Origin of the sequence: Vibrio hippocampi (assembly GCF_921292975.1) — a bacterium.
In the GTDB taxonomy this organism is placed as follows: domain Bacteria; phylum Pseudomonadota; class Gammaproteobacteria; order Enterobacterales; family Vibrionaceae; genus Vibrio; species Vibrio hippocampi.
Genome location: NZ_CAKLCM010000002.1, coordinates 402460 through 424599, shown reverse-complemented (window position 1 = coordinate 424599; position 22140 = coordinate 402460). Strand labels below are relative to the sequence as shown.

The following is a 22140-nucleotide window of genomic DNA, read 5'->3' as shown; positions in this document are numbered from 1 at the left end:
GTGCTTCCTTAATCTTTATTATCTGTCTTTTGGATCCAACGCGTCACGTAGACCGTCACCCACATAGTTAAAACAGAACAGTGTAACCACCATAAATGCGGCTGGGAATAGTAGCTGCCATACTGCAACTTCCATTGTATTTGCACCCTCTTGAAGAAGTGCGCCCCAACTTGTCATCGGCTCCTGAACACCAAGACCAAGGAATGATAAAAATGATTCCGTTAGAATCATGCTTGGAATCAATAGCGTTGAGTAAACGGCTACGATACCTAGCACGTTAGGTACGATATGACGAGTGATGATCTTCCAGTTGCTCACACCACACACATGCGCCGCTTCGATAAACTCTTTGCTGCGTAAACTCAGGGTTTGACCACGAACGATACGCGCCATATCCAACCAAGCGATGGCACCGATTGCCACGAAGATCAGAATGATGTTACGACCAAAAAATGTCACCAGTACGATCACAAGGAACATAAATGGAACGGCGTATAAGATTTCAAGGATACGCATCATAACGCGGTCAACACGACCACCGATGAATCCTGAAGTTGCGCCGTAAAGTGTACCGATCAATACCGCGACCAGTGCGCCAAGCACACCAACCATCAACGAAATTCGACCACCTACCAAGGTACGAACGAACAAGTCACGACCGAGACTATCGGTACCAAACAAGTGCTCCATACTTGGCGCGGCATGCATCGCATACCAGTCAGTATCATCAAAAGCATAAGATGAAAACATTGGCAAAAAAATCACGGCCAAAGTCATCACCGTTAGAATAAATAGACTCACCATCGCCGCTTTATTGCGCATAAAACGGATGCGAGCATCTTGCCACAAACTGCGGCCTTCAATTTCTAGATTCTCAGAAAACTTTTCAATCGCTTCTAAGTTCTCTTTTTTCGTTAGCATGACTGCTGTTCTCCTTAGTAACGAATTTTCGGGTCGATCATTGCTAGCAAGATATCAACGACCGCGTTGAAAAGAATAAATAGGAAACCAATCAAGATGGTTACACCCATTACTAATGAGTAGTCACGGTTAAATGCCGCGTTGACGAACAGCTTACCGATGCCTGGTAGACCAAAGATGGTCTCAATAACAACAGAACCGGTAATAATACCAACGAACGCTGGACCCATATAAGACACGACGGGTAGCATTGCTGGCTTAAGTGCATGTTTTAGGATGATGTAACGGTAGCTTAGACCTTTGGCACGCGCAGTACGGATAAAGTTGCTGTTTAGCGTCTCAATCATGCTACCACGGGTAATACGAGCAAACGTCGCAACGTACAACATAGACATACCGAGAATAGGCAACGCCATATATTGGAATGAACCATCATTCCAGCCGCCCGCAGGTAGCCAACCTAAGTTAATCGAGAAGATATAAATCAGTACCGGTGCGAGTACAAACGAGGGCATAACAACCCCGAGCATGGCGGTGGCCATGATTCCGTAATCGAGAAAGGAGTTTTGCCGCAATGCCGCAATGGTTCCGACCGTGACCCCCATGATTACAGTGAAAATAAAGGCAAGTAGACCCACCTTGGCACTCACTGGCAATGCATTAGCAACCAGTTCATTTACGGTGAAATCTTTGTATTTGAATGACGGACCGAAGTCACCTTGCAAAATATTGGTCAGGTAAGTGGTGTATTGTTCAAATACCGGTTTATCTAGACCATATTTGGCATTGATGTTTTCCATCACTTCCGGTGGAAGTGGGCGCTCACTTGAAAATGGGTTACCTGGAGCAAAGCGCATCAAGAAAAATGATACGGTAATCAACACTAATAGTGTTGGGATTGCTTCAAATACCCTTCTAATAATGAATTTAAACATAAACTCATCCATCCAGTCTGTGACAATTTAAAGAATAAAAAGACGCTGCACGTGTTATTCCACGTGCAGTGTCATCATAATTATAGTTTTATAAGTAGATTACTTTTTGATGTACATATCTTTAGAGAATAGTTTGTCTTCTGCGTTATTTGCAGCAAAACCACCTACTTTAGGAGATACTAAGCGAGATTTAACGTATTGATAGATAGGAGCAATTGGCATATCGCGTGCAAGTAGTTTCTCAGCTTCGATGTACAAAGCTTCACGCTCAGCGTCGCTTGTTGCAGCCATTGCTTTCGCCATAACTTCATCGTACTCAGCACTATGGTACTTAGGATCGTTAGAGCTGTTGTTAGATTGCATTAGAGACAGGAAGCTTGACGCTTCGTTGTAGTCGCCACACCAACCCGCACGAGTCACATCGAAGTCACCTTGACGACGAGTGTCTAGGTAAGTTTTCCACTCTTGGTTCTCAAGCGTTACGTTTGCACCAAGATCTTTCTTCCACATAGATTGGATTGCCGTTGCAATCTTCTTGTGGTTTTCAGATGTGTTGTAAAGTAGCGTGAAGTTAAGAGGCTTGCTCTCATCAAAGCCCGCTTCCGCAAGAAGTTTCTTCGCTTCAGCAATACGCTCTGCTTGAGTCATCTTACCGTAACCAGGTAGCTCTGGACTAAAGCCGGCAGTGATTTCTGGCGTTAGGAAGTAAGCTGGTTTTTGACCTTGACCTAGAATAGCATTTGCCACTACGTCACGATCGATTGCGTAAGACAGTGCCTGACGAACGCGAACGTCGTCGAAAGGTGCTTTCTTGTTGTTAAAGCCGTAGTAGTAAGAACATAGGTCACCTTTAACAGAAACTGACTCTGGGTGTTCTTTCTTCAGACGAGAAAAGTGCTCGATTGGCAATTCGTTAGTGATTTGAATTTCGCCAGATAGGAAACGGTTCATTTCCGATACTTGGTTTTCGATCGGCAAGTACGTGACTTTGTTTAGTGTCGTGTTAGCGTTGTCCCAGTACTGTTCGTTACGAGCAAGCTCAATGCGCTCATTCACAACCCAGTTACTAAGTACATAAGCACCGTTACCAACGAAGTTACCTGGTTTAGTCCACTGATCACCGAACTTCTCAACCGTTGCTTGGTGAACTGGCTTAACTGTCGTATGACCCATCATCATAACAAAGTATGGTAGAGCAGACTCAAGTTGAATTTCTAGTGTGTGGTCGTCAAGTGCTTTAACACCCAGTGTCTCTTTATCTTTGTTACCCGCAATAATGTCTGCTGAGTTAACCATAGTGGTCATCTCTAGGTACCAAGAGTATGGAGAAGCGGTGTTTGGATCAACTGCACGCTTAAAGCTATATACGAAGTCACCAGCGGTTACTGGGTCGCCGTTAGACCATTTTGCGTCTTTACGTAGGTTAAATACGAAAGTCTTGTTGTCTGCTGTAGTCCAAGACTCTGCAACACCTGGGATAGTGTTACCGTCTGCATCTTGGTTTACTAGACCTTCAAGAAGGTCACGAATAACGTGAGACTCTGGAACACCTTCCGTTTTGTGTGGGTCGATAGAAGCAACTTCAGTACCGTTACCACGAACAAGTTCTTGAACGTCAGCAAGCTCGAAAGCACCGTCGTTCTGTTTAGCTTCTGGTTGCGCTGCAGGTTGTGTCGCTTGTTTTTCAGCTGGTTTTTCACCACAACCCACTAGTGCTAGTGACAGGCCCGCGCCAACAAATAAAGCGCGCGTAATTTTATTTTTGTACATGCATTTAACTCCAAGTTTTTATTCTGCATCCATGACTGCTTTGTATCCACTGCTAGAACGGCCAGCATTTAGGTTTATTTAGTTCAGTTTGTGAACAACAAACCTAGGTATCTACAAAGACTGCGGCAAACATTACCAATCTTTGAAGTAATTTGCCATAATTTTGTAAGAAAAATGGTATAGTCACTGCCACTTAATGAGAATTCAGTAAATTGTGCTGCCCACAACGCTTTATCTCACCACATCCCCTATCTCACGCACTGGCAATAGACATAAATCCTGAAAGTTTCATTGGTTTATCTAATTTTAGACTTTTATGCCACCCAAAAGCCGTAATGCTCACTTATAGTGCTGCTTTTTGCACCAATGAGAGGCATAAAAAGTTGCATCATTTTAGCCAATGTTAACATTTCGTTTATGATGACAAACACTGTAATCTTCTGAGGTGATGACATGCTTTTCTTACACACTCTGGTCAGCTTTATCATTTGAACACGACGCAAAAAAAGCGCCCAATTCGGGCGCTTCGCAGCTTAGAGAGTCTATTAGTTTCATCAATTAACTTAAGATGAGAGCGTGTCCATCACTTGTTGCAGTTTTTCTTGCCACTGGGGATCCGTTAATTGACCTTTTTCCAAATCAAACTGGTCATAAAAACTCGGAATAGATAGGCTGCCTTTTACATTACCGGCAAAAAATGGCGCTGAATTGATAGCGGCAGCCAGTACGCTAGAGGCACCGCCTGCGCCGGGTGACGTTGCCAGATAGACCGCAGGAATATCTTTGAACACTTTCATGTCCACGCGTGTCGCCCAATCGAATAGATTTTTATACGCAGCGGGGTAATGCCCATTATGTTCAGCGTAAGAGATCACTAACGCATCCGCTTGGGCAATCTGATCAAGAAACGCTTGGGCTGCTTCTGGCTGTCCCTGTTCTTTCTCAACATCTTCGCTATATAAAGGCAGTGAGTATTGAGATAAATCTAATACTGTCACTTCTGCGTCTTTAACAAGAGAGGCGGCATAGGTGGCAAGCGCTTTATTAATAGAAGTACGGCTTGTACTGGCTCCAAAAGCAACAATCTTCATGGTCAATTCCTTAACGGTAACATGTCTATCAAGTTACCTTTAAGATTAAGCGATCCACTGCATTCAACAAGTCAAATGAAGAAATAGAGAGAGTTAGCATCGCTGAACTTGCTCTAAGATCGCCTATCTAATTGATGCCATCGACGCTATGAGTGAGCCATTTATGCTAGCGATTGCAACTCCTGCCACAGATCACTGACAATCATTCGGTCAGCCGGACTTAACTCAGATTTTGCTTGTTCTAAGCTTGATTCAATTTGCTGCTTCATCATCGCAATATCATTGATGCCTTCTTCTTCACAATGTGCAGCAGATAGCGAGATATGACCACGTAGGTAACCGCCAGCAAACAGTTCATCATCAGATGCGCCATCAATTCGTGCATCAATGGTATTCAATAGTTTTTCTTCAAATTCAATAATCATAGCTGAAAGCAATCCTAATACTTAGGTTATGTGACTGGCTTATTTTCAATATAAGCTCAATAAATTAACGAACAATGAACTGTTCTTTGGTTAAAGGCGTTACCTGATAAAAGACACGTAGCGCTTGAGATAGCTTGGCAACCCTTGGAGGTAATCCTTGCTGCAATATTGCCAACACTTCCTGCTGCACCTTTTGCATAAAGTCGAGACGATCAGGTTCAAAGTTTCCATTTAGGTTGTCACAACTGACCGTAAAACCAAATCCGGCACTCATCGACAGTATCCACTCATAAGCCTGTGGGCGAATTTCAACTTGTTCAAATTCGGCTTGCACTTGTTCACTGCGACCATCGGGGTGATACCAGTAACCAAAATCCTCTAACAGACGACGCTCTGGTCCCGCCACACACCAATGGGCAATTTCATGGAGAGCAGACGCATAAAAACCCCTTGCGAAAATAATACGATGGTAATCGTAGTCACTATCGGCTGGCAGGTAAATCGGCTCGTCATCGCCGCGTACTAATTTGGTATTGTACTGGCTAAAAAACGTCTGATTGAAAATCGAGATAAGGTCTTGAATCTGGTGTGTCATGGTTCAAATTATCGTTGTGTCTGCAAACGGACATCTCATCATAGATAGAAATCAGCAACGGGGATCGTTATCGATCGCCACTCGGCTGACCTCGCAATAACAGGATAATACAACAAAGCCTCACTAAATAGTGAGGCTTAAACGTCGGGCTAACGGTTTATCGATTAAATTTGCGGCGTTTCGGTTGTGACACCATGGTTTTGCCCACGATGACGTAACAAGTGATCCATCAAAACAATCGCTAACATCGCTTCGGCAATCGGCACGGCACGAATGCCCACACAAGGGTCGTGACGACCTTTGGTGATTAACTGCGTTGACTCACCGCTTTTGGTGATGGTTTCACCGGGAACGGTAATACTTGAGGTTGGTTTTAATGCGATGTTGGCAACAATTTCTTGACCGGTAGAAATGCCCCCCAAAATGCCGCCAGCGTGGTTGCTGGTAAAGCCTTCAGGCGTCAATGGATCTCTGTGTTGGCTGCCTTTTTGTGCCACAACATCAAAGCCATCACCAATTTCCACGCCTTTCACCGCATTAATGCTCATCAAAGCGTGGGCAATATCGGCATCAAGACGATCAAAGATCGGTTCGCCTAATCCAACGGGCACCTGAGTCGCGACTACCTGAATTTTAGCGCCAATCGAGTCGCCTTCTTTTTTCAGATCACGGATCAGTTGCTCAAACTCGTCCACTTTATCCACATCAGGGCAGAAGAAAGCGTTATTTTCGATTTCATTCCAATCCACTTTATCTATGGACACATCACCCATCTGAGAAAGGTAAGCGCGAACTTCGATACCAAATTCTTGCTGCAGATATTTTTTAGCAATCGCACCTGCCGCTACACGCATCGCGGTTTCACGAGCCGACGAGCGACCGCCACCACGATAATCACGTACGCCATACTTCTGATGATAGGTATAGTCAGCATGTCCCGGACGGAACTTGTCTTTAATTTCTGAATAATCTTTTGAGCGTTGGTCTGTATTTTCAATCAACAAACCAATTGAGGTGCCAGTCGTTTGACCCTCGAATACACCAGAGAGGATCTTAACTTCATCGGGTTCACGACGAGCCGTAGTGAAACGTGAGGTTCCTGGACGACGGCGATCAAGGTCGCGCTGTAGATCCGATTCTGTGATTGCTAATCCTGGAGGGCATCCATCGACTATGCAACCCAGAGCGATCCCGTGACTCTCTCCAAATGTGGTCACACGAAAATGTTGTCCGATGCTATTTCCTGCCATTACTTCCTCTGTTTTGTCGAGCCAGATGCGCTTTGTCTGGCGCTTACACTTGCAATTTTTCGTGAAATCATAGTGACGATAAAGCTTGCCGTTGTAAACCCCAAAAACAAAAAACGCCCTATTGATTTAAATAGGGCGTTTAACGCAGAACAAGTCACACTGTACTCAAATAACCTCGAAAGGAAATGCCATTTATTCAGAGATTTTCGTTGATATCACGCTATCTCAGCAGGCTTAGTTCAACATAATGAGGTCACTTAATCTGTCTACTGAGGTATCTTAGTCTGTGTATAAAGCAAACTCTTGCGCGCACTCAACCAGTTGTTCACGAGTCAACATAAACACACCGTGACCACCGTTAGCAAACTCAATCCAAGTGAACGGGATCGTTGGGTATTGCTCCATCACATGCACCATGGAATTACCCACTTCACAGACAAGAATACCGTCATCCGTCAAATAATCTGGAGCATTAGACAAAATGCGTCTAAACAGCTTCAAGCCATCACTTCCCGCTGCCAAGCCAAGCTCTGGCTCATGGGTAAACTCTTCCGGCAGAGAGTTCATATCCTCTTCGTCAACGTAGGGTGGGTTGGTCACGATAAGGTTGTAACGCTCTTTAGGTAGATCACGGAATAGATCGGAACGAATTGGGAATACCTGCTGCTCAAGACCATGGTCTTGAATGTTTTGCTCTGCAACCGCAAGAGCATCGGTCGAGATATCCACGGCGTCAACTTCCGCCTCAGGGAAAGCATGGGCACAAGCAATCGCAATACAGCCACTTCCGGTACACAGATCCATGATTCGCGTCGGCTCTTCGGTTAACCACGGTTGGAATTGAGATTCAATCAACTCACCGATTGGCGAACGTGGCACCAGTACACGCTCATCCACATAGAACTCAAGACCGCAGAACCAAGCTTTGTTGGTAAGGTAAGCCGTTGGCGTTCTATCGTTGATGCGCTTAATCACACGCTCCACAATTCTCAAGCGTTCACTGCTGGTTAAACGAGAGTTCAAAACATGGGGCGGAACATCAACAGGTAAGTAGAGGGTCGGAAGAATTAATTGTACCGCTTCATCCCAAGCGTTGTCGGTGCCGTGACCATAAAAAAGATTAGCGGCATTAAAGCGGCTAACCGTCCAACGAATGAAGTCTTGTAGTGTATAAAGCTCAGAAACGGCTTCTTCCACAAAAATCTTATCCAAAATTATCTCCAAAAAGCGCTACAATACCGCTCATTACTAGATTTAACCGAGTTTTCCTAAAAGATGAACCCAACCGATAATGACGACGATGATTTCGCTCTGTTTAGGGACGCCGTAGAAGGCGTAAAAAAGTTGCAACAGGATACCATAGTCCAACGACCAAACAGAAATAAGAAACAAAAAGAGCAAAAAAGAACCCAGCGCGAAGCAACCGATGCGGAGTTTTACTTCTCAGATGAATTTGTTCCTCATCTGAGTGACGAGGGACCCACCCGCTATTCCCGAGATGATGTATCGACGTACGAAGTGAAAAGGTTGCGTCGTGGTGTCTATGTACCAGACGTTTTCTTAGATATGCACGGGATGACGCAACAAGAAGCCAAGCGCGAATTAGGCGCAATGATTGCTCATTGCGTCAAAGAAAGTATTCATTGTGCCTGTGTCATGCACGGTATCGGTAAGCACATTCTTAAACAAAAAGCGCCGCTGTGGCTCGCTCAACACCCTGACGTGATGGCGTTCCACCAAGCTCCGTTAGAATTTGGTGGTGATGGTGCTCTTTTGGTTCTGCTTTCTATTCCTGAAAAATAGCGATTGAAAAAATAGCGATTTCAGAACTCAGAATTAAGGGCGCAGATTCCAAAGCATCTCGCCCTTTCTCGATGACAAATCAAAATCGATACAGACTAGACCAGAGGTTGGAAACATAGGAGCGTGACTGTCACCGATAAAATCGGCAGTCAAATAACCGACCAGCGGCAGGTGAGAGATAAGCAGGATAGACTGTAAATTTTCCACATCCGCCAGAGCGCAAACGAACTCAACCACATCTTCAGATTGACCGTAAGGCGTAATGTCATCGCACACTTCCACACTGTCCGATGCAAACTGACTCTTCACTGCTTGCCACGTTTGCTGAGCTCGTACATAAGGGCTCACCAGAACCTTATCAAACTCAGCAAAGCCTTTGTTGTTGCAGGCTGTAGCAACCGACAGCGACGCTTCAACGCCATGCGGCGTTAACTCACGCTCTTCATCCGTTGCTGCATAGTGCACGGCTTCACCGTGTCGCATAATAAATACTTTCATACGTTACCTGCTAAATCGTCATTAACTCACAATACCCCAGCCTCTGACTGCTTATTGCTTTAAGTTATTGATTGTTCTTCTTTAAAACTAGCCAATCTATCAACAAGGGCATATTATAACAATTCGAGCCTCGAAAGCTCTGGTTTTCTCATATTATGGCTAAGTCTCTTTAGTTTATTGTAACTTTATTTTGCGTGTTTCGGTTTTATCACCATACTTATTCTACAGTCTTGGGTGACGTTTTTTGTGCCGCGCAAATCGTAAGACTATATCAAACTCAGCCAACCTTCTGACCGCTCTAGTTGGAGACAAATACGTGCATTTAAGCCCCAATGATAACCGACTATACCGATACCTGACTCTGAATAACGCGCTTAGAGTGTTGCTGATTGAAGACAAAAGTGCACAAAAATCGGCTGCCGCGCTGGCCGTGAATGTCGGTCACTTTGATGATCCTAATGACCGTGAGGGCATGGCGCACTATCTGGAACACATGCTTTTCTTAGGTACAGAGAAATACCCAAAAGTAGGCGAATTTCAATCCTATATCAGCCAACATGGTGGTTCAAATAACGCTTGGACCGGAACCGAACATTCGTGTTTCTTCTTTGATGTTTATCCCAATGTCTTTGAGAAAGCCCTCGATCGCTTCAGCCAATTTTTTGCCGCTCCACTGTTCAATGAGGAAGCATTAGACAAAGAACGCCAAGCTGTCGACTCGGAATATAAGCTTAAATTGCATGAAGATGCGCGCCGTTTGTATCAGGTTCAAAAAGAATCCATTAATCCGCAGCATCCATTTGCCAAGTTTTCCGTGGGCAATATAGAGACACTGTCAGACCGAGATGGTCAATCCATTCGCGATGAGATTTTGGCTTTTCACCAAGAGCAATATTCCGCCGACATCATGACATTGTCAGTGATTGGTCCCCACTCTCTGGATGAGCTTCAATCTTGGGTTGAGCAGAAGTTCTCCCAGATCACCAACAGCGAAAAGCAGGGTAAGTCGGTCACCATTCCTTTTGTGACTGAGCAACAAAAACAGGTCATTATTCGAGTCGAACCACGAAAAGAGATCCGACGCCTGACCTTGTCGTTCCCAATGCCGTCGACCGCTAAACACTACCACTGGAAGCCGCTCTCCTACTTCGCAAACCTGCTCGGTTATGAAGGCAAAGGCAGCCTTATGCTGTACTTGAAAGAGCAAGGCTGGATCACCTCATTGTCTGCTGGTGGCGGTGCCTCCGGCAGTAACTATCGTGAGTTTGCTATCAGCATGAGCCTCACTCCCGAGGGCATCGAACATTATGAAGACATCACTCAAGCAGTATTCCGGTTTATCGAATTAATCAAACGACAAGGCTTGCAAGCTTGGCGTTATGATGAGAAAAAAGCGGTACTCGAGTCTGCCTTCCAGTTTCAGGAATCTGCACGACCGCTTGACCTCGTCAGCCACCTTGTGATGAACATGCAAAACTATGAGCCGGAAGATATCGCTTACGGTGATTATAAAATGCAGGGCTATGATGAAGAGCTGTTAGTCCAATACCTCAACTACATGACCTGTGACAACTTGCGCCTGACCTTAGTTGCTAAAGAACAAGAGTACGACAAGCAAGCCGCTTGGTACTTTACTCCCTACTCAATGACGCCACTCAGCGCGGCAAGTATTGCGCACTTTACTGACCATGCTTTTGATGACCATGCTTTTGATGACCATAGTTTTGGTAACAATAGCGCTACTGACAATAGCAACGACCTAAATTCATTACCTTTCGAATTGCCTGAGAAAAACCCGTTTATCACCTATGATCTCACGCCATTGGAGATAGAGTCTGAGCCAGAGCAGCCGCAACTCATCGAAGATCTTGATGGTTTCCGTCTATGGCATTTGCAAGATAGCGAATTTCGAGTGCCAAAAGGCGTGGTGTTTATCGCCATCGATAGCCCTCATTCGGTCAATAGCCCGCGCAATATCGTCAAAACTCGTCTCTGCGTTGAAATGTTCCTAGACGCCCTTGCCGAGGAAACCTATCCTGCGGAAGTCGCCGGTCTCACCTATGATATGTACGCGCATCAAGGTGGCGTCACCTTATCCATTGCTGGTTTTAGCAAAAAACAGCCGCAGCTACTGGAAATGATCCTCAAGCGTTTTGCGTCACGAGACTTTGACGTTGCCCGCTTTGAGAGTATCAAAACGCAGCTATTGCGTAGCTGGCGCAATACCGCTAAAGATCGCCCGATCTCTCAGCTTTTCAATGCCATGTCAGGTATTTTGCAGCCTAATAATCCCCCTTATCCGGTGCTGATTGAGGAGCTTGAAAGTATTGAGGTTGATGAACTCCCTGATTTTGTGCTGTCCATTTTGTCAGAGCTGCATATAGAAATGTTTGTCTACGGCGACTGGAATCAACAAGGGGCGCACGATATCGCCACCACATTGAAAGATGCCATGCGGATCTACAATCAAAAATATGAAGAGAGTTTAAGACCGCTGGTCATGCTGGGGGAAAGTGGCACTTTCCAACGTGAGGTGCACTGCGATCAAGACGATTCTGCCGTTGTGGTTTACTACCAATGTGAAGATATATCACCACGCAATATCGCGCTTTATTCGCTCGCCAATCATCTGATGTCGGCGACGTTCTTCCATGAGATACGCACCAAGCAGCAGTTGGGCTATATGGTTGGCACTGGAAATATGCCGCTTAATCGACATCCCGGCATCGTCCTCTATGTGCAATCGCCTAATGCCGCGCCCAATGATTTGATTCGCTCCATTGATGAGTTCTTAAATGCGTTTTACATGGTTTTATTGGAGTTAGACGACTACCAATGGCACAGCAGCAAAAAAGGCTTGTGGCACCAGATCGCATCTCCAGACACGACACTAAGAGGGCGCGCGCAGCGACTTTGGGTCGCCATCGGCAATAAAGACACCGAATTCAGCCAGCGTGAAAAAGTGTTAGCGGAACTCAAACAGTTGTCACGAGCCGATATGATTCGCTTCGTGGTCAACGAACTCAAACCGCGAACCGCCAACCGTTTGATCATGCACAGCCAAGGTAAAGCGCATATTGACGCGCCACGTCTTGATATTGGCAATGAAATTGGTTCCATTGCGGAGTTCCAATTGCGACCTCAAGATACCGACTTAGGCTAGTCATTGAGATGAGTAATAACAAAACGGCAACCTATCTCAGGTTGCCATTTTTTATGGGTTTGGCTGGTTAATCAGCTGGTTAATGCGAGAAACCGCTATTCGCTTTCTCGCTCAGGTGCCGAGGTATAAAAACCTTCACCTAACCCTGCGCGAGTGAGCAAGCCATCGCAAGGAGCGAATCGATCACCATATTTTTCAGCATGCTCATTCATCAGCTCAACCACTCGCTTAATACCCAGTTGATCCATATAACGGAATGGACCGCCGAGGAAAGGAGGGAAACCAATACCAAATATCGCGCCAATATCGCCATCCCTCGGACTGCGAATAATGCCTTCATCAAGACAACGAACTGCTTCATTGAGCATAGGTAGCACCGCTCGTAGGGCAATTTCATTCTCGGTCAACTTGGCTTCAGGGCTTAAATTAAGCACCTTGTAGACTGAGCTATCCACCTTCTTGGTTTTGCCTTTATCCTCTTTGCCTTTGTAGCTATAAAATCCTTTGCCAGCCTTGCGTCCTTTTCGTCCGTCAGCAAGCAACTTATCGAACACATCGGGACCTTGGAATCTTGGACCTAGCTCCGCCACCAAGATAGGCATGATTTTCGCGCCAATATCGACGCCGACTTCATCCAGTAGCGTAATCGGTCCTACCGGGAAACCAAACTTGAGCAACGCTTTATCTAAGGCTTCAATAGGCTCATTAGACAACAGGATTTGCGCCGCTTCGTTCATATAGGGCGCAAGGATGCGATTGACATAGAATCCCGCCTGATCTTTCACCACTATTGGCGTTTTGCCCTGCTTGCGAGCAAACTTAACCATGGTTGCCACGGTTTCATCAGAGGTCGATTCATGTGGAATGACTTCCACTAACGGCATTTTATCGGCGGGACTGAAGTAGTGCAGACCAACCACATTCTCGGGTCGTTTGGCATTCGCAGCAATTTGTCCAATAGGAATAGACGAGGTATTAGTGGCGAAAATCACCTCTGGCTTACCATGCTCCTCAACATCCGCAACCATCTGCTGTTTTAATGCCAGATCTTCAAATACCGCTTCAACCACTACATCTGCTTTTGCGAAGCCGATAAAATCCGTGCCCCCGGCAATGTTTAGCATTTGCGATTGCAGATCGGCTTTCGACAAGATACGACGTTTTCGTTTTTTCTCTAATAGCTTGAAGTTATAGTTGAGGGCGTTCATCACCCCTTCATTAGCAACGTCTTTGATTCGCACTGGTACTTTGGCTTTAGTCACCGTCACATGGGTAATGCCCGCGCCCATTAAACCCCCACCAAGCACCACCGCATTCTCCACGGCTTTTGGGGTCGCCTCGCTGCCAAACTCTTTTTTCATTTCAGTCGTCGCGAAGAAGATCGAGCGCAGCGCTTTCGATTCCGGAGTCATCACCAGCTTACCGAACTCCTCTGCTTCCATCGCTAAGCCTTTCTCCATGCCATTTTCCAATCCATTACGGATCACTGCTAAAATGGCATCGGCGGCAGGGTAATTGCCTTGTGTTTTTTGTTGTGTCTTTTTCGCCGCCTGTTCAAAGATCACTTTACGTCCAAGTCCAGTGCCTGACATCAAACGCTCTTTACCTTTCGCTTTCTCTACTTTGCGTTTTTTGCCTTGCTCTACAAATTGCTTAGCCACCTGTAACAGAATGGTTTGTGGCACCGCAGCATCAACCACACCGAGTTTTTTCGCTTTTTTAGCACGCAATTGTTTACCGGTCAGGATCATATCCAATGCTGGCAATAAACCCGTCAGCCGCGGCAAGCGTTGCGTGCCTCCAGAGCCCGGCAATAGCCCCAGTTGAACTTCCGGCAACCCCAAACGGGTAATGTCAGCATCACTACAAACGCGATAATCACAAGCAAGCGCCAACTCTAAGCCGCCACCAAGACAAGGGCCGTGGATCGCGGCGACCACAGGAAATGGCAATGCCGATAATTGAGCGAACATCTGCTGCCCTTGAGCTGCCAGTGCTTGCGCTTCCTGTGCGGTTTGGCAAGCATCAAGCATGCGCACATCGGCACCCGCGATAAAGTTATCTGGTTTAGCAGAGTGAACAATGAGTCCTTTAATTGCGCTGCTTTTCGCTTCCAATTGGTTAAAAATGTCCGCCATCTCATCGGCAAACGCCGCTTGCAGGGTATTCATTTTTTCACCGACAACATCAATAGCCAGCCACGCGAGGTCGTTGTCATCTATGGTCAAGTTAAATGCCTTTAAATCACTCATTACTCTACCTCCAGAATCATCGCTGCACCCAGACCACCCGCTGCACAGGCGGTATTCAGTGCCAGTCCTCCACCACGGCGTTTTAGTTCATTCAGTGTTTGGGTAATCATTCTCGCCCCAGTTGCGGCGAATGGGTGGCCATAAGCAATCGAACCACCCAGCACGTTAAATTTATCCATATCAATTTCGCCAATGGCTTTCGCACGTCCTAACTTTTGTTGGGCAAACTGATCGCTGGCAAACATTTTGACATTGGACAGCGCCTGAGCGGCAAACGCTTCGTGCATATCAATCAGGGTTAAATCTGATAGTTCAATCCCCGCTCGAGCCAAGGCGATGGGCGTAGCATAAGAGGGCCCCATCAGCATATCTTTATCAACACCGATGGCAGAAAAAGCGTAAGAGCGAATATAGCCTTTAATCTCCAGCCCCAACTCTTTAGCTTTACCCTCGCGCATCAGCATAATCGCCGCAGCTCCGTCGGTAAGTGGCGTACTGTTCGCCGCGGTCACGGTGCCGTATTGACGGTCAAAGGCGGGACGAAGTTTGCTGTAGCTGCTCAGTTCACTATCGTGGCGAACATTGTTGTCTTCACTCAGCACATTAAGGTAAGGCTCTGGGAATGCGGTCATCACTTCATCACGAACCTTGCCGGACTTCCAAGCTTCAGACGCAAGTTGGTGAGAGCGATTGGCAAGTTCATCTTGCTGCTCACGGGTAATACCATGACTTTTTGCCATCTGTTCAGCGGTTTGACCCATAGATAAACCGGTCGAATATTCCGCCACCGCTGGCGGCACTGGCATCAAATCTTTCATCGACAGTTTTTTGATAATATTGAATTTTTGCCCGACCGTTTTCGCTTTGCTCAACGCCAATAAATGCGCTGCGAGTTTTTTGGAAACCCCAATCGGCAACACCGACGAAGAATCCGCACCGCCAGCAATGCCGACATCGATCTGTCCCGCCATAATGCTCTCACACACATTGGCGGCAGCTTGAAAACTGGTGGCACACGCTCGGGTGACACTATAAGCATCGGTATGGATATTCATGCCCGTGCCCAACACGATTTCTCTCGCAATATTAGGGGCTTCTGGCATCTGAACCACTTGACCAAATACCACTTGATCAACAAGTGCCGGGTCGATATTGGTTCGCGCCATCATTTCTGCGACCACCATCTTACCCAAGTCCACGGCTGGCACCTGACTAAACTCGGTACTCTGCCTAGCAAATGGCGTCCGTAACCCCGCCACCACAGCGATTCTTTCCCCTTTTTTGGTGGAGAGTTCGACTTTTTCCACTACCCTATTGCTCATAGATACTCCCTTGATTTACAGGTCTGACCACAAACAGTGTAACTAAGATGTTAAATAATTAAAACGAACGTTTGATAAAAGTTACGACTATAAATGTGATGCGTGATATGATTTTGGAGAAATATAGGTTCTAGGTTCTAGGTTCTAGGTTCTAGGTTCTAGGTTCTAGGTTCTAGGTTCTAGGTTCTAGGTTCTAGGTTCTAGGTTCTAGGTTCTAGGTTCTAGGTTAGATTGTTTCTTGGGTGGGGTTGAGTCAAGGATAACAAGCAAAAAAAAACCACACAGTGAACTGCGTGGTTGGAATGTATAAAGCAATTAACTTACGCCAATTGAAAATAACCAGTTTCCTGATTAGGAGAAAGTAAAGTCAGCCTTCAAAAGGAAGTGTCATCTTGCTCAACACGCTAGTCAAACGACTAACTAGATGACAAGTTGTAATATAACGGCTATTGGCGCGGTAATTTTGAACTAGATCAATTTTGAGTGAGTTTAACGTCATTACTGGATAAAAAATTGATTCACAGAGCATAAATGGGGTTTGCTGTGTCGATAATTAAAAATTTTGGAAAGAAATTTTCAACACGTCCGGTCAACTCTGATATGGACAAACAAAGAAGATATGAAGCACTGGTGAGAGCCTACCATAAGGATCTCTACCGATACGCTTACTGGTTGTGTAAAGACAAGCCCGTCGCCGAAGATCTGGTACAAGAGACCTGTTTGAGGGCGTGGAAGTCGATAGACAGTCTGCAAGACGAGAAAGCCGCCAAATCTTGGCTGATTACTATTTTACGTCGTGAAAATGCCAGACGATTTGAGCGTAAACAATTCGATTTAGTCGATATTGATGATTATGGTAATGAGGCGAAAGTCTCAGACGATCCGCACCACCAGCAACAGTGGCTTCAAGCACAGATTATGAAACTGGATATAGACTATCGCGAACCTCTATTTCTACAAGTCATTGGCGGCTTTAGCGGAGAGGAAATCGCTGATATTCTCGATCTCAATAAAAATACCGTGATGACACGCCTTTTCAGAGCAAGAAATCAACTCAAAGAAAGCATGGATTCATCAGACAGCAGCAGAGGGCAACACAATGGATGATTTAGAATTCCGTCGTCGTATTATGTCCGACCCAAGGGCAAAAGATAGCGAGGTGCTACAAGCGATAAGAGGCAGTGACGCTAACGCTAAATTTGCGGATGATATCCAGTCACTTGATGCCCAAATTAAGCAGGCACTGCAAGTTGATGTGCCTGATGATCTCGCGGATCGTATCTTGTTCAATCAAACAGAATCGACCGTCATCAAGAGCACATTTGGTAAACGCGCCCTATCGCTTGCTGCATCTGTCGCCTTTGTATTTGGTCTGTTAGCGGGTCAAGTCAATTGGGGTAATCTGGTGGTTTCTCCGGCGCAGGCAACGTTGTCACAGATCGCGATTGAACATGTACATGACGAAATGCCTTTTATTGCACCACTTGATGAGGGGGCAAGTGAGCAGCAAATTAACGCTAAACTGTCTCCATTTGCCGTGAAATTAACAGAGGCGTTCCCTTATCACGTCTATTACCTCAATCATTGTGGGTTTGGGGATAGCAACGCGGTTCACTTGGTGTTCCAAGGAGATAAAGGCAAAGTCACCCTGTTTCTGACTAAAGTCCCGACAGAGAAAAGTCTAAACTTTAGTGAAGGAGACATGGCGGGCATGGTCGACCCTGTCGGTGACATGAGTTTGATTTTGGTTGGAGACCCCAACGAAAACTACAAAAAGATCGGCGAAAACATCAAGAAAATCCTTAATCCTAGCTAAATTCCCGTTATCTTTACGCCTCGAACAAAATCGAGGCGTAATACTTTATAGTTACAGCCAAAACTAGAGCATTAACTCTAAAATAACCATTATTTGCAGCATTTCGCCTCATTTACGTGGCATTTATCATCTTTTTTAGTGCATTTACCTACTGGTCTGATTTCTATTATCTATACTAGCGATTAGGATCAGCCCCGAATTGAGTACAAGCTCAGTTTTCAAATAACGCCCATTAGAGGCGAATACTTAAGGATGTAAATAATGACTACTTCGCGTCTGTTTAAAAAAACAGTGATCGCTGTGACCGTTTCGTCACTCGGTTTCGCCTCTCAACAAGCACTTGCTGCTGGTTTCCAACTTAACTCACAATCTGCTACTGGCCTTGGTCGTGCATTTGCTGGTGATGCAGTTATCGCTGATAACGCTTCAGTAATGGCACGTAACGCTGCGGCAATGACGTTATTTGATAGTCATCAGTTTTCTGGTGGTTTCAATGTGATTGCTTCGGAGATTGATGTTAAAGATATTGGTGGTTCTGGCTCATTCCCGGGACAACAATCAGATGTTACTAACGAAGCAACATCACTGGTACCTAACATTTACTATGTTCATCGCCTTAACAATGAGTGGGCATTTGGCGTAGGTCTATACTCGAACTTTGGTACAACCAATGAATTTGATGGTTCTTTTGGTGACAACAACTTAGCTAAGGTTTACGGCGGTAACACTGAAATTTCTAGCATTAACTTAACAATGAATGCTGCCTATCGTATTAACGAACAATGGAGCGTAGGTGGCGGTTTAGATATTGTACAAGGTTCAGGTAAGCTCGAGCGTTCAACATCTCCATCCACACCAGGCCTTGGTGAATCAAAAGTTGTTGATATTGATGCTGATGGTCTAGGTATTGGTTTCAACCTAGGTGCCGTATATGAACTAAACGAAAACAACCGATTCGGACTTGCTTATCACTACAGCCCAACGGTTACAGCAGACGGCAAAGTTAACTATATAGCCGATCCAGATGCTACAAGCATCGACTTGAAACTGCCAAGCATGGCTGAATTTAGTGGTTATCATCGAATTACTGACACTAAATTTGCTGTTCACTATAGTCTACAGTGGATTGGTTGGAGCGTGTTCGATAACGTCGAAACTGACAACGGTGCTGAGATTAAAGACTACGAATGGAAAGACGGCTACCATATTGCTGTAGGTAGTACATACTATCTAAATGATGCATGGACATTACGTGCGGGTTATATGTATGACACAGCAGCGCAAGACGACGTTCGTTCAATCTCTGTTCCTGACTCAGATCGCCAGTGGTTCTCTGCGGGCTTCGGCTACCACTTCAATAAACGTCACACTGTAGATTTTGGTTTCACTTACCTTGTTGGTAAAGACACTAAAGTAACTGAAAACAGCTCAGTGTCGAGTGAGCTTACCGCGACAACCAAAGCGAATGCAATCCTAGCAGGCTTACAATACAGCTACAGCTTCTAATTCTAACCACGCTGTAAGTTAACTTATTTAACCGCTACATCTTCACTGATGTAGCGGTTTTTTATTATCACTGGTCGTACCTTTCCCTTGTTTTTTGTAACGTGTGTTCGCTGAAATTTTTTCACACTTAGTTACAAACCAACTCATTACTCTGCATAAACAATAATAACCAGCATATTATCCCAAATATGACACTATTATGATAAATCCGTTTTAAAGCAATAACTCTAAAAATACAATTTGCCGCCTTAACGGAAATATTTTGAGCGAACAATAATGACAAGTTTAAGACGGACACCGATTTCTTTAGTGGTACTTGCAACTTTAATGTCTTCAGGCAGCGCGATGGCTGCGGGTTACCAACTGGCGGAATACTCTGCCACTGGCCTAGGTAGAGCTTACGCAGGTGAAGCGGCAATGGCGGATAATGCCAGCGCACAATGGCGTAACCCTGCGATGCTAACCTATCTTGAAGGCACTCAGGTGTCTGGTGGTATTTTGTATGTTGACCCTAATATCGATGTAACGGGCACAGCAAGCAAAGGGGGCAATGGCGCATATACCGAGTCTAACGATATCGCTCACAGTGCACCGATTCCAAACTTTTACTTGTCACACCGTATTAATGAAAGCTGGGCTGCTGGCTTAGCGTTTGGCTCTAACTACGGTATGGAAACAGAATTGAGCGAAGATTTTTCTTCCCTACATTATGGTAATGAAGCCAATGTCATGACGGTTGAAGCTGTTGCTAACCTTGGTTACAAGCTTAATGACCAATGGAGCTTTGGTGCTGGTGTTCGCCTTGTCGCAGGTGAAGGTCACTTTGGTGCCAGTTCTGATGCAATCACCGGCAGTATGGATCGCTTAAAGTATATGGAAGGCGATGACATCTCTTGGGGCTATGTGCTTGGCACCACTTGGCAAATCAATGATAACCATCGCATCGGCTTTGCTTATAAGTCTGAAGTGATGATGGATTTTGATGGTCATGCTGAAGGTCTAGTTTATACCGGTAATACCACGGACAAAATTGACGGTGAGCTTAGCATCCCACTACCGGCGACGATTGAACTTGCGTCATACCATCAACTTAATCAACAGTGGGCCGTTCATGCAAGCATCAACTGGACGCAGTGGAGTAAATTTGAAAGCCTAGTTGCTGAGTTCGATGACGGTACGACTGACCTGATCAAAGAAGAAAATTGGGAAGATAACTTCCGCTTTGCGGTAGGTACGACTTACGCAATGACACCAAAGCTAACGCTACGCTCTGGTATCGCCTATGATATGTCAGCAGTTAGTGATGAAAACCGTACAACGACAATCCCTGAAACCGATCGTACTTGGTTAAGTGCTGGTGCAAGTTACCAATTCACTGAGCAGTTCACTTTAGATGGTGGTCTGACTTACATCTTTGCTAAAACGGCATCGATTAGCGAAACCGACTATGAAACCTCTTTTGGTAGCTTTGACGGTGAGATCTCTGGTGATGTATGGATAGCTGGCGTACAAGCGAACTATCGCTTCTAACACTCGCCTAGCTTGCAAACAATACCTAACCTGTAAAAAAGAGCCCTAATGCTAAGACACTAGGGCTCTATTTTTATTCATTAAACGCTTTTTACTGACAATTTTAAAAACCTTTTACTGACTATTCATCAAAATAGTCGTCTTGCAAGAAACTGTCTATTAACGCTTCCTCTTCACTGTTTTCAACAGGTTCAACTTCGATTTCTGCGTTGAATTTCTGGCGCTGAAAATAAATATCACGCATTAACGAGTATGAGTCCGGCGAATTTTCTAACGTCGCCTCTTGAGACACCAACAGAGCCCGCGTCTCCATCCCTTCTAGCGCCCACTTGCCTAAGCTTGCCCAGAAGTTAATCAGTGACAGAGGCGGATATAAACCATCAACCACATCAGCGCCTTCACGTAACGTGATCGGTCCATAGCCAGGTACCATAAAATAAGGACCACTCCCGACGCCATAATGACCAATGGCATCACTGAACTCTTTTTTATCGCGTTTTTCTATGCCAGCGGCAGAGGCAATGTCAATCAAACCCAATAGACCAAAGGTACTGTTAATCCAGAAACGATTGAAGTGGTTCATCGCTTTACCGCCGTTCCCCATCACCACGTTATTGACCACGCTAAAAGGTTCATCGAGGTTCGAAAGAAAGTTGCGAACACCGGAGCGAACCGGCACAGGCGTGTAATTAACGTACGCGAGTGAAACTGGACGTACAAAATACGGGTCAAGATAGTCATAGTTAAAATCCCACATGACTCGGTTTATTGACTCGAATGGGTCTGAAATATCACTATTGCTATTGTGTACTTGGGTCGTCGTCGTTTGATCTATTTCAGTCTGTTGCTGTTCTGGAGCCGATGAGCAACCCAGTAACACAACACTGATCGTTAGACTCAAGAGCCAATTTGAAACTTGAGGGAAGTAATTAGAGCGCATAAATAAATCCATAAAACCCTGCGCTTGCATCGCCATCTGGAACGAACTCTCCAAATCGATGTAATGCGTCTTTTATCTATAAAGCGTGTTGAGTGTAGTTAGCCTAGTTGACAATAATTGGCATCGCCAGAGTACCTTGTCCGTTATATTCAAGGTGTCTCCCGTTTGCTACGCTACTTTATATATGAAACTCATATATCCAAACTTTATATCCGATTGTCCAATATAAATCGAATATCTTGTATTCAGCCCATTACGTTAAGGTAAATTAGCCATAAATCAAAGTGATAAATAGCAAGGGCGTATAAAAAAACCCGCACAGC

18 protein-coding genes are annotated in these 22140 nt (G+C 45.3%); 6 read left to right on the top strand and 12 right to left on the bottom strand.

Features of this window, described 5'->3' with window-relative positions; all coding sequences use genetic code 11:
* Nucleotides 1–18: 18 nt before the first annotated feature.
* The 8 genes from oppC to prmB all read right to left on the bottom strand — a co-directional run bounded on the left by oppC (nucleotide 19) and on the right by prmB (nucleotide 8199).
* Nucleotides 19–921, bottom strand: coding sequence for an oligopeptide ABC transporter permease OppC (oppC, locus tag L9Q39_RS04415; protein WP_237483912.1), 903 nt, complete (start codon nucleotides 919–921; stop codon nucleotides 19–21).
* A gap of 14 nt (nucleotides 922–935) precedes the next feature.
* The gene (gene oppB / locus L9Q39_RS04410; protein ID WP_237483911.1) at nucleotides 936–1856 is read right to left on the bottom strand and encodes an oligopeptide ABC transporter permease OppB; all 921 of its coding nucleotides are present in this window, start codon (nucleotides 1854–1856) and stop codon (nucleotides 936–938) included.
* Nucleotides 1857–1955: 99 nt separating this feature from the next.
* Entirely contained in the window at nucleotides 1956–3626 is a 1671-nt protein-coding gene (locus L9Q39_RS04405; RefSeq protein WP_237483910.1) for an ABC transporter substrate-binding protein, read from the bottom strand.
* A 563-nt stretch (nucleotides 3627–4189) separates the two neighbouring features.
* On the bottom strand, nucleotides 4190–4717 hold the full coding sequence (locus tag L9Q39_RS04400) for an NADPH-dependent FMN reductase (RefSeq protein WP_237483909.1): 528 nt from the start codon (nucleotides 4715–4717) through the stop codon (nucleotides 4190–4192).
* Nucleotides 4718–4878: 161 nt separating this feature from the next.
* On the bottom strand, nucleotides 4879–5142 hold the full coding sequence (locus L9Q39_RS04395) for a YfcL family protein (protein WP_237483908.1): 264 nt from the start codon (nucleotides 5140–5142) through the stop codon (nucleotides 4879–4881).
* A gap of 64 nt (nucleotides 5143–5206) precedes the next feature.
* Nucleotides 5207–5737, bottom strand: a complete 531-nt coding sequence (locus L9Q39_RS04390) for an elongation factor P hydroxylase (protein WP_237483907.1) — start codon at nucleotides 5735–5737, stop codon at nucleotides 5207–5209.
* A gap of 164 nt (nucleotides 5738–5901) precedes the next feature.
* Nucleotides 5902–6987, bottom strand: coding sequence for a chorismate synthase (gene aroC / locus L9Q39_RS04385; RefSeq protein ID WP_237483906.1), 1086 nt, complete (start codon nucleotides 6985–6987; stop codon nucleotides 5902–5904).
* 279 nt (nucleotides 6988–7266) lie between these two features.
* A complete protein-coding gene (prmB, locus tag L9Q39_RS04380) occupies nucleotides 7267–8199 on the bottom strand; it encodes a 50S ribosomal protein L3 N(5)-glutamine methyltransferase (protein WP_237483905.1) in 933 nt (310 codons plus the stop codon).
* A gap of 63 nt (nucleotides 8200–8262) precedes the next feature.
* Between prmB and smrB the strand changes: the two genes are divergently transcribed.
* Nucleotides 8263–8790, top strand: a complete 528-nt coding sequence (gene smrB / locus L9Q39_RS04375; RefSeq protein WP_237483904.1) for an endonuclease SmrB — start codon at nucleotides 8263–8265, stop codon at nucleotides 8788–8790.
* 33 nt (nucleotides 8791–8823) lie between these two features.
* Here smrB and sixA read toward each other — a convergent pair whose 3' ends face one another.
* Nucleotides 8824–9288, bottom strand: coding sequence for a phosphohistidine phosphatase SixA (gene sixA / locus L9Q39_RS04370; protein WP_237483903.1), 465 nt, complete (start codon nucleotides 9286–9288; stop codon nucleotides 8824–8826).
* A 316-nt stretch (nucleotides 9289–9604) separates the two neighbouring features.
* On the opposite strand from sixA, the gene L9Q39_RS04365 reads away from it, so the two are divergent.
* The gene (locus tag L9Q39_RS04365; RefSeq protein ID WP_237483902.1) at nucleotides 9605–12451 is read left to right on the top strand and encodes an insulinase family protein; all 2847 of its coding nucleotides are present in this window, start codon (nucleotides 9605–9607) and stop codon (nucleotides 12449–12451) included.
* A 95-nt stretch (nucleotides 12452–12546) separates the two neighbouring features.
* Here L9Q39_RS04365 and fadJ read toward each other — a convergent pair whose 3' ends face one another.
* Nucleotides 12547–14703, bottom strand: coding sequence for a fatty acid oxidation complex subunit alpha FadJ (gene fadJ, locus L9Q39_RS04360; RefSeq protein WP_237483901.1), 2157 nt, complete (start codon nucleotides 14701–14703; stop codon nucleotides 12547–12549).
* Nucleotides 14703–16025 carry an acetyl-CoA C-acyltransferase FadI gene (gene fadI, locus L9Q39_RS04355; protein WP_435532805.1) on the bottom strand — a complete coding sequence of 441 codons (1323 nt, stop codon included), beginning with the start codon at nucleotides 16023–16025 and terminating at the stop codon, nucleotides 14703–14705. Before fadI ends, fadJ begins: the two co-directional genes overlap by 1 nt.
* A gap of 531 nt (nucleotides 16026–16556) precedes the next feature.
* Here fadI and L9Q39_RS04350 point away from each other — a divergent pair.
* The 4 genes from L9Q39_RS04350 to L9Q39_RS04335 all read left to right on the top strand — a co-directional run bounded on the left by L9Q39_RS04350 (nucleotide 16557) and on the right by L9Q39_RS04335 (nucleotide 20877).
* Complete coding sequence (locus L9Q39_RS04350; protein ID WP_237483900.1) at nucleotides 16557–17132, top strand: sigma-70 family RNA polymerase sigma factor; 576 nt, start codon at nucleotides 16557–16559, stop codon at nucleotides 17130–17132.
* Nucleotides 17125–17841 (top strand): DUF3379 domain-containing protein, encoded by a 717-nt coding sequence (locus L9Q39_RS04345; protein ID WP_237483899.1) that lies wholly within the window; start codon nucleotides 17125–17127, stop codon nucleotides 17839–17841. The genes L9Q39_RS04350 and L9Q39_RS04345 overlap by 8 nt, the downstream gene beginning before the upstream one ends.
* 261 nt (nucleotides 17842–18102) lie before the next feature.
* Nucleotides 18103–19347: an outer membrane protein transport protein gene (locus tag L9Q39_RS04340; RefSeq protein WP_237483898.1), complete on the top strand. Its 1245-nt coding sequence runs from the start codon at nucleotides 18103–18105 to the stop codon at nucleotides 19345–19347.
* A 276-nt stretch (nucleotides 19348–19623) separates the two neighbouring features.
* Nucleotides 19624–20877, top strand: a complete 1254-nt coding sequence (locus tag L9Q39_RS04335) for an outer membrane protein transport protein (RefSeq protein ID WP_435532804.1) — start codon at nucleotides 19624–19626, stop codon at nucleotides 20875–20877.
* A gap of 121 nt (nucleotides 20878–20998) precedes the next feature.
* Here L9Q39_RS04335 and L9Q39_RS04330 read toward each other — a convergent pair whose 3' ends face one another.
* Nucleotides 20999–21817: an MlaA family lipoprotein gene (locus tag L9Q39_RS04330; protein WP_237483897.1), complete on the bottom strand. Its 819-nt coding sequence runs from the start codon at nucleotides 21815–21817 to the stop codon at nucleotides 20999–21001.
* Between the last annotated feature and the right edge of the window lie 323 nt (nucleotides 21818–22140).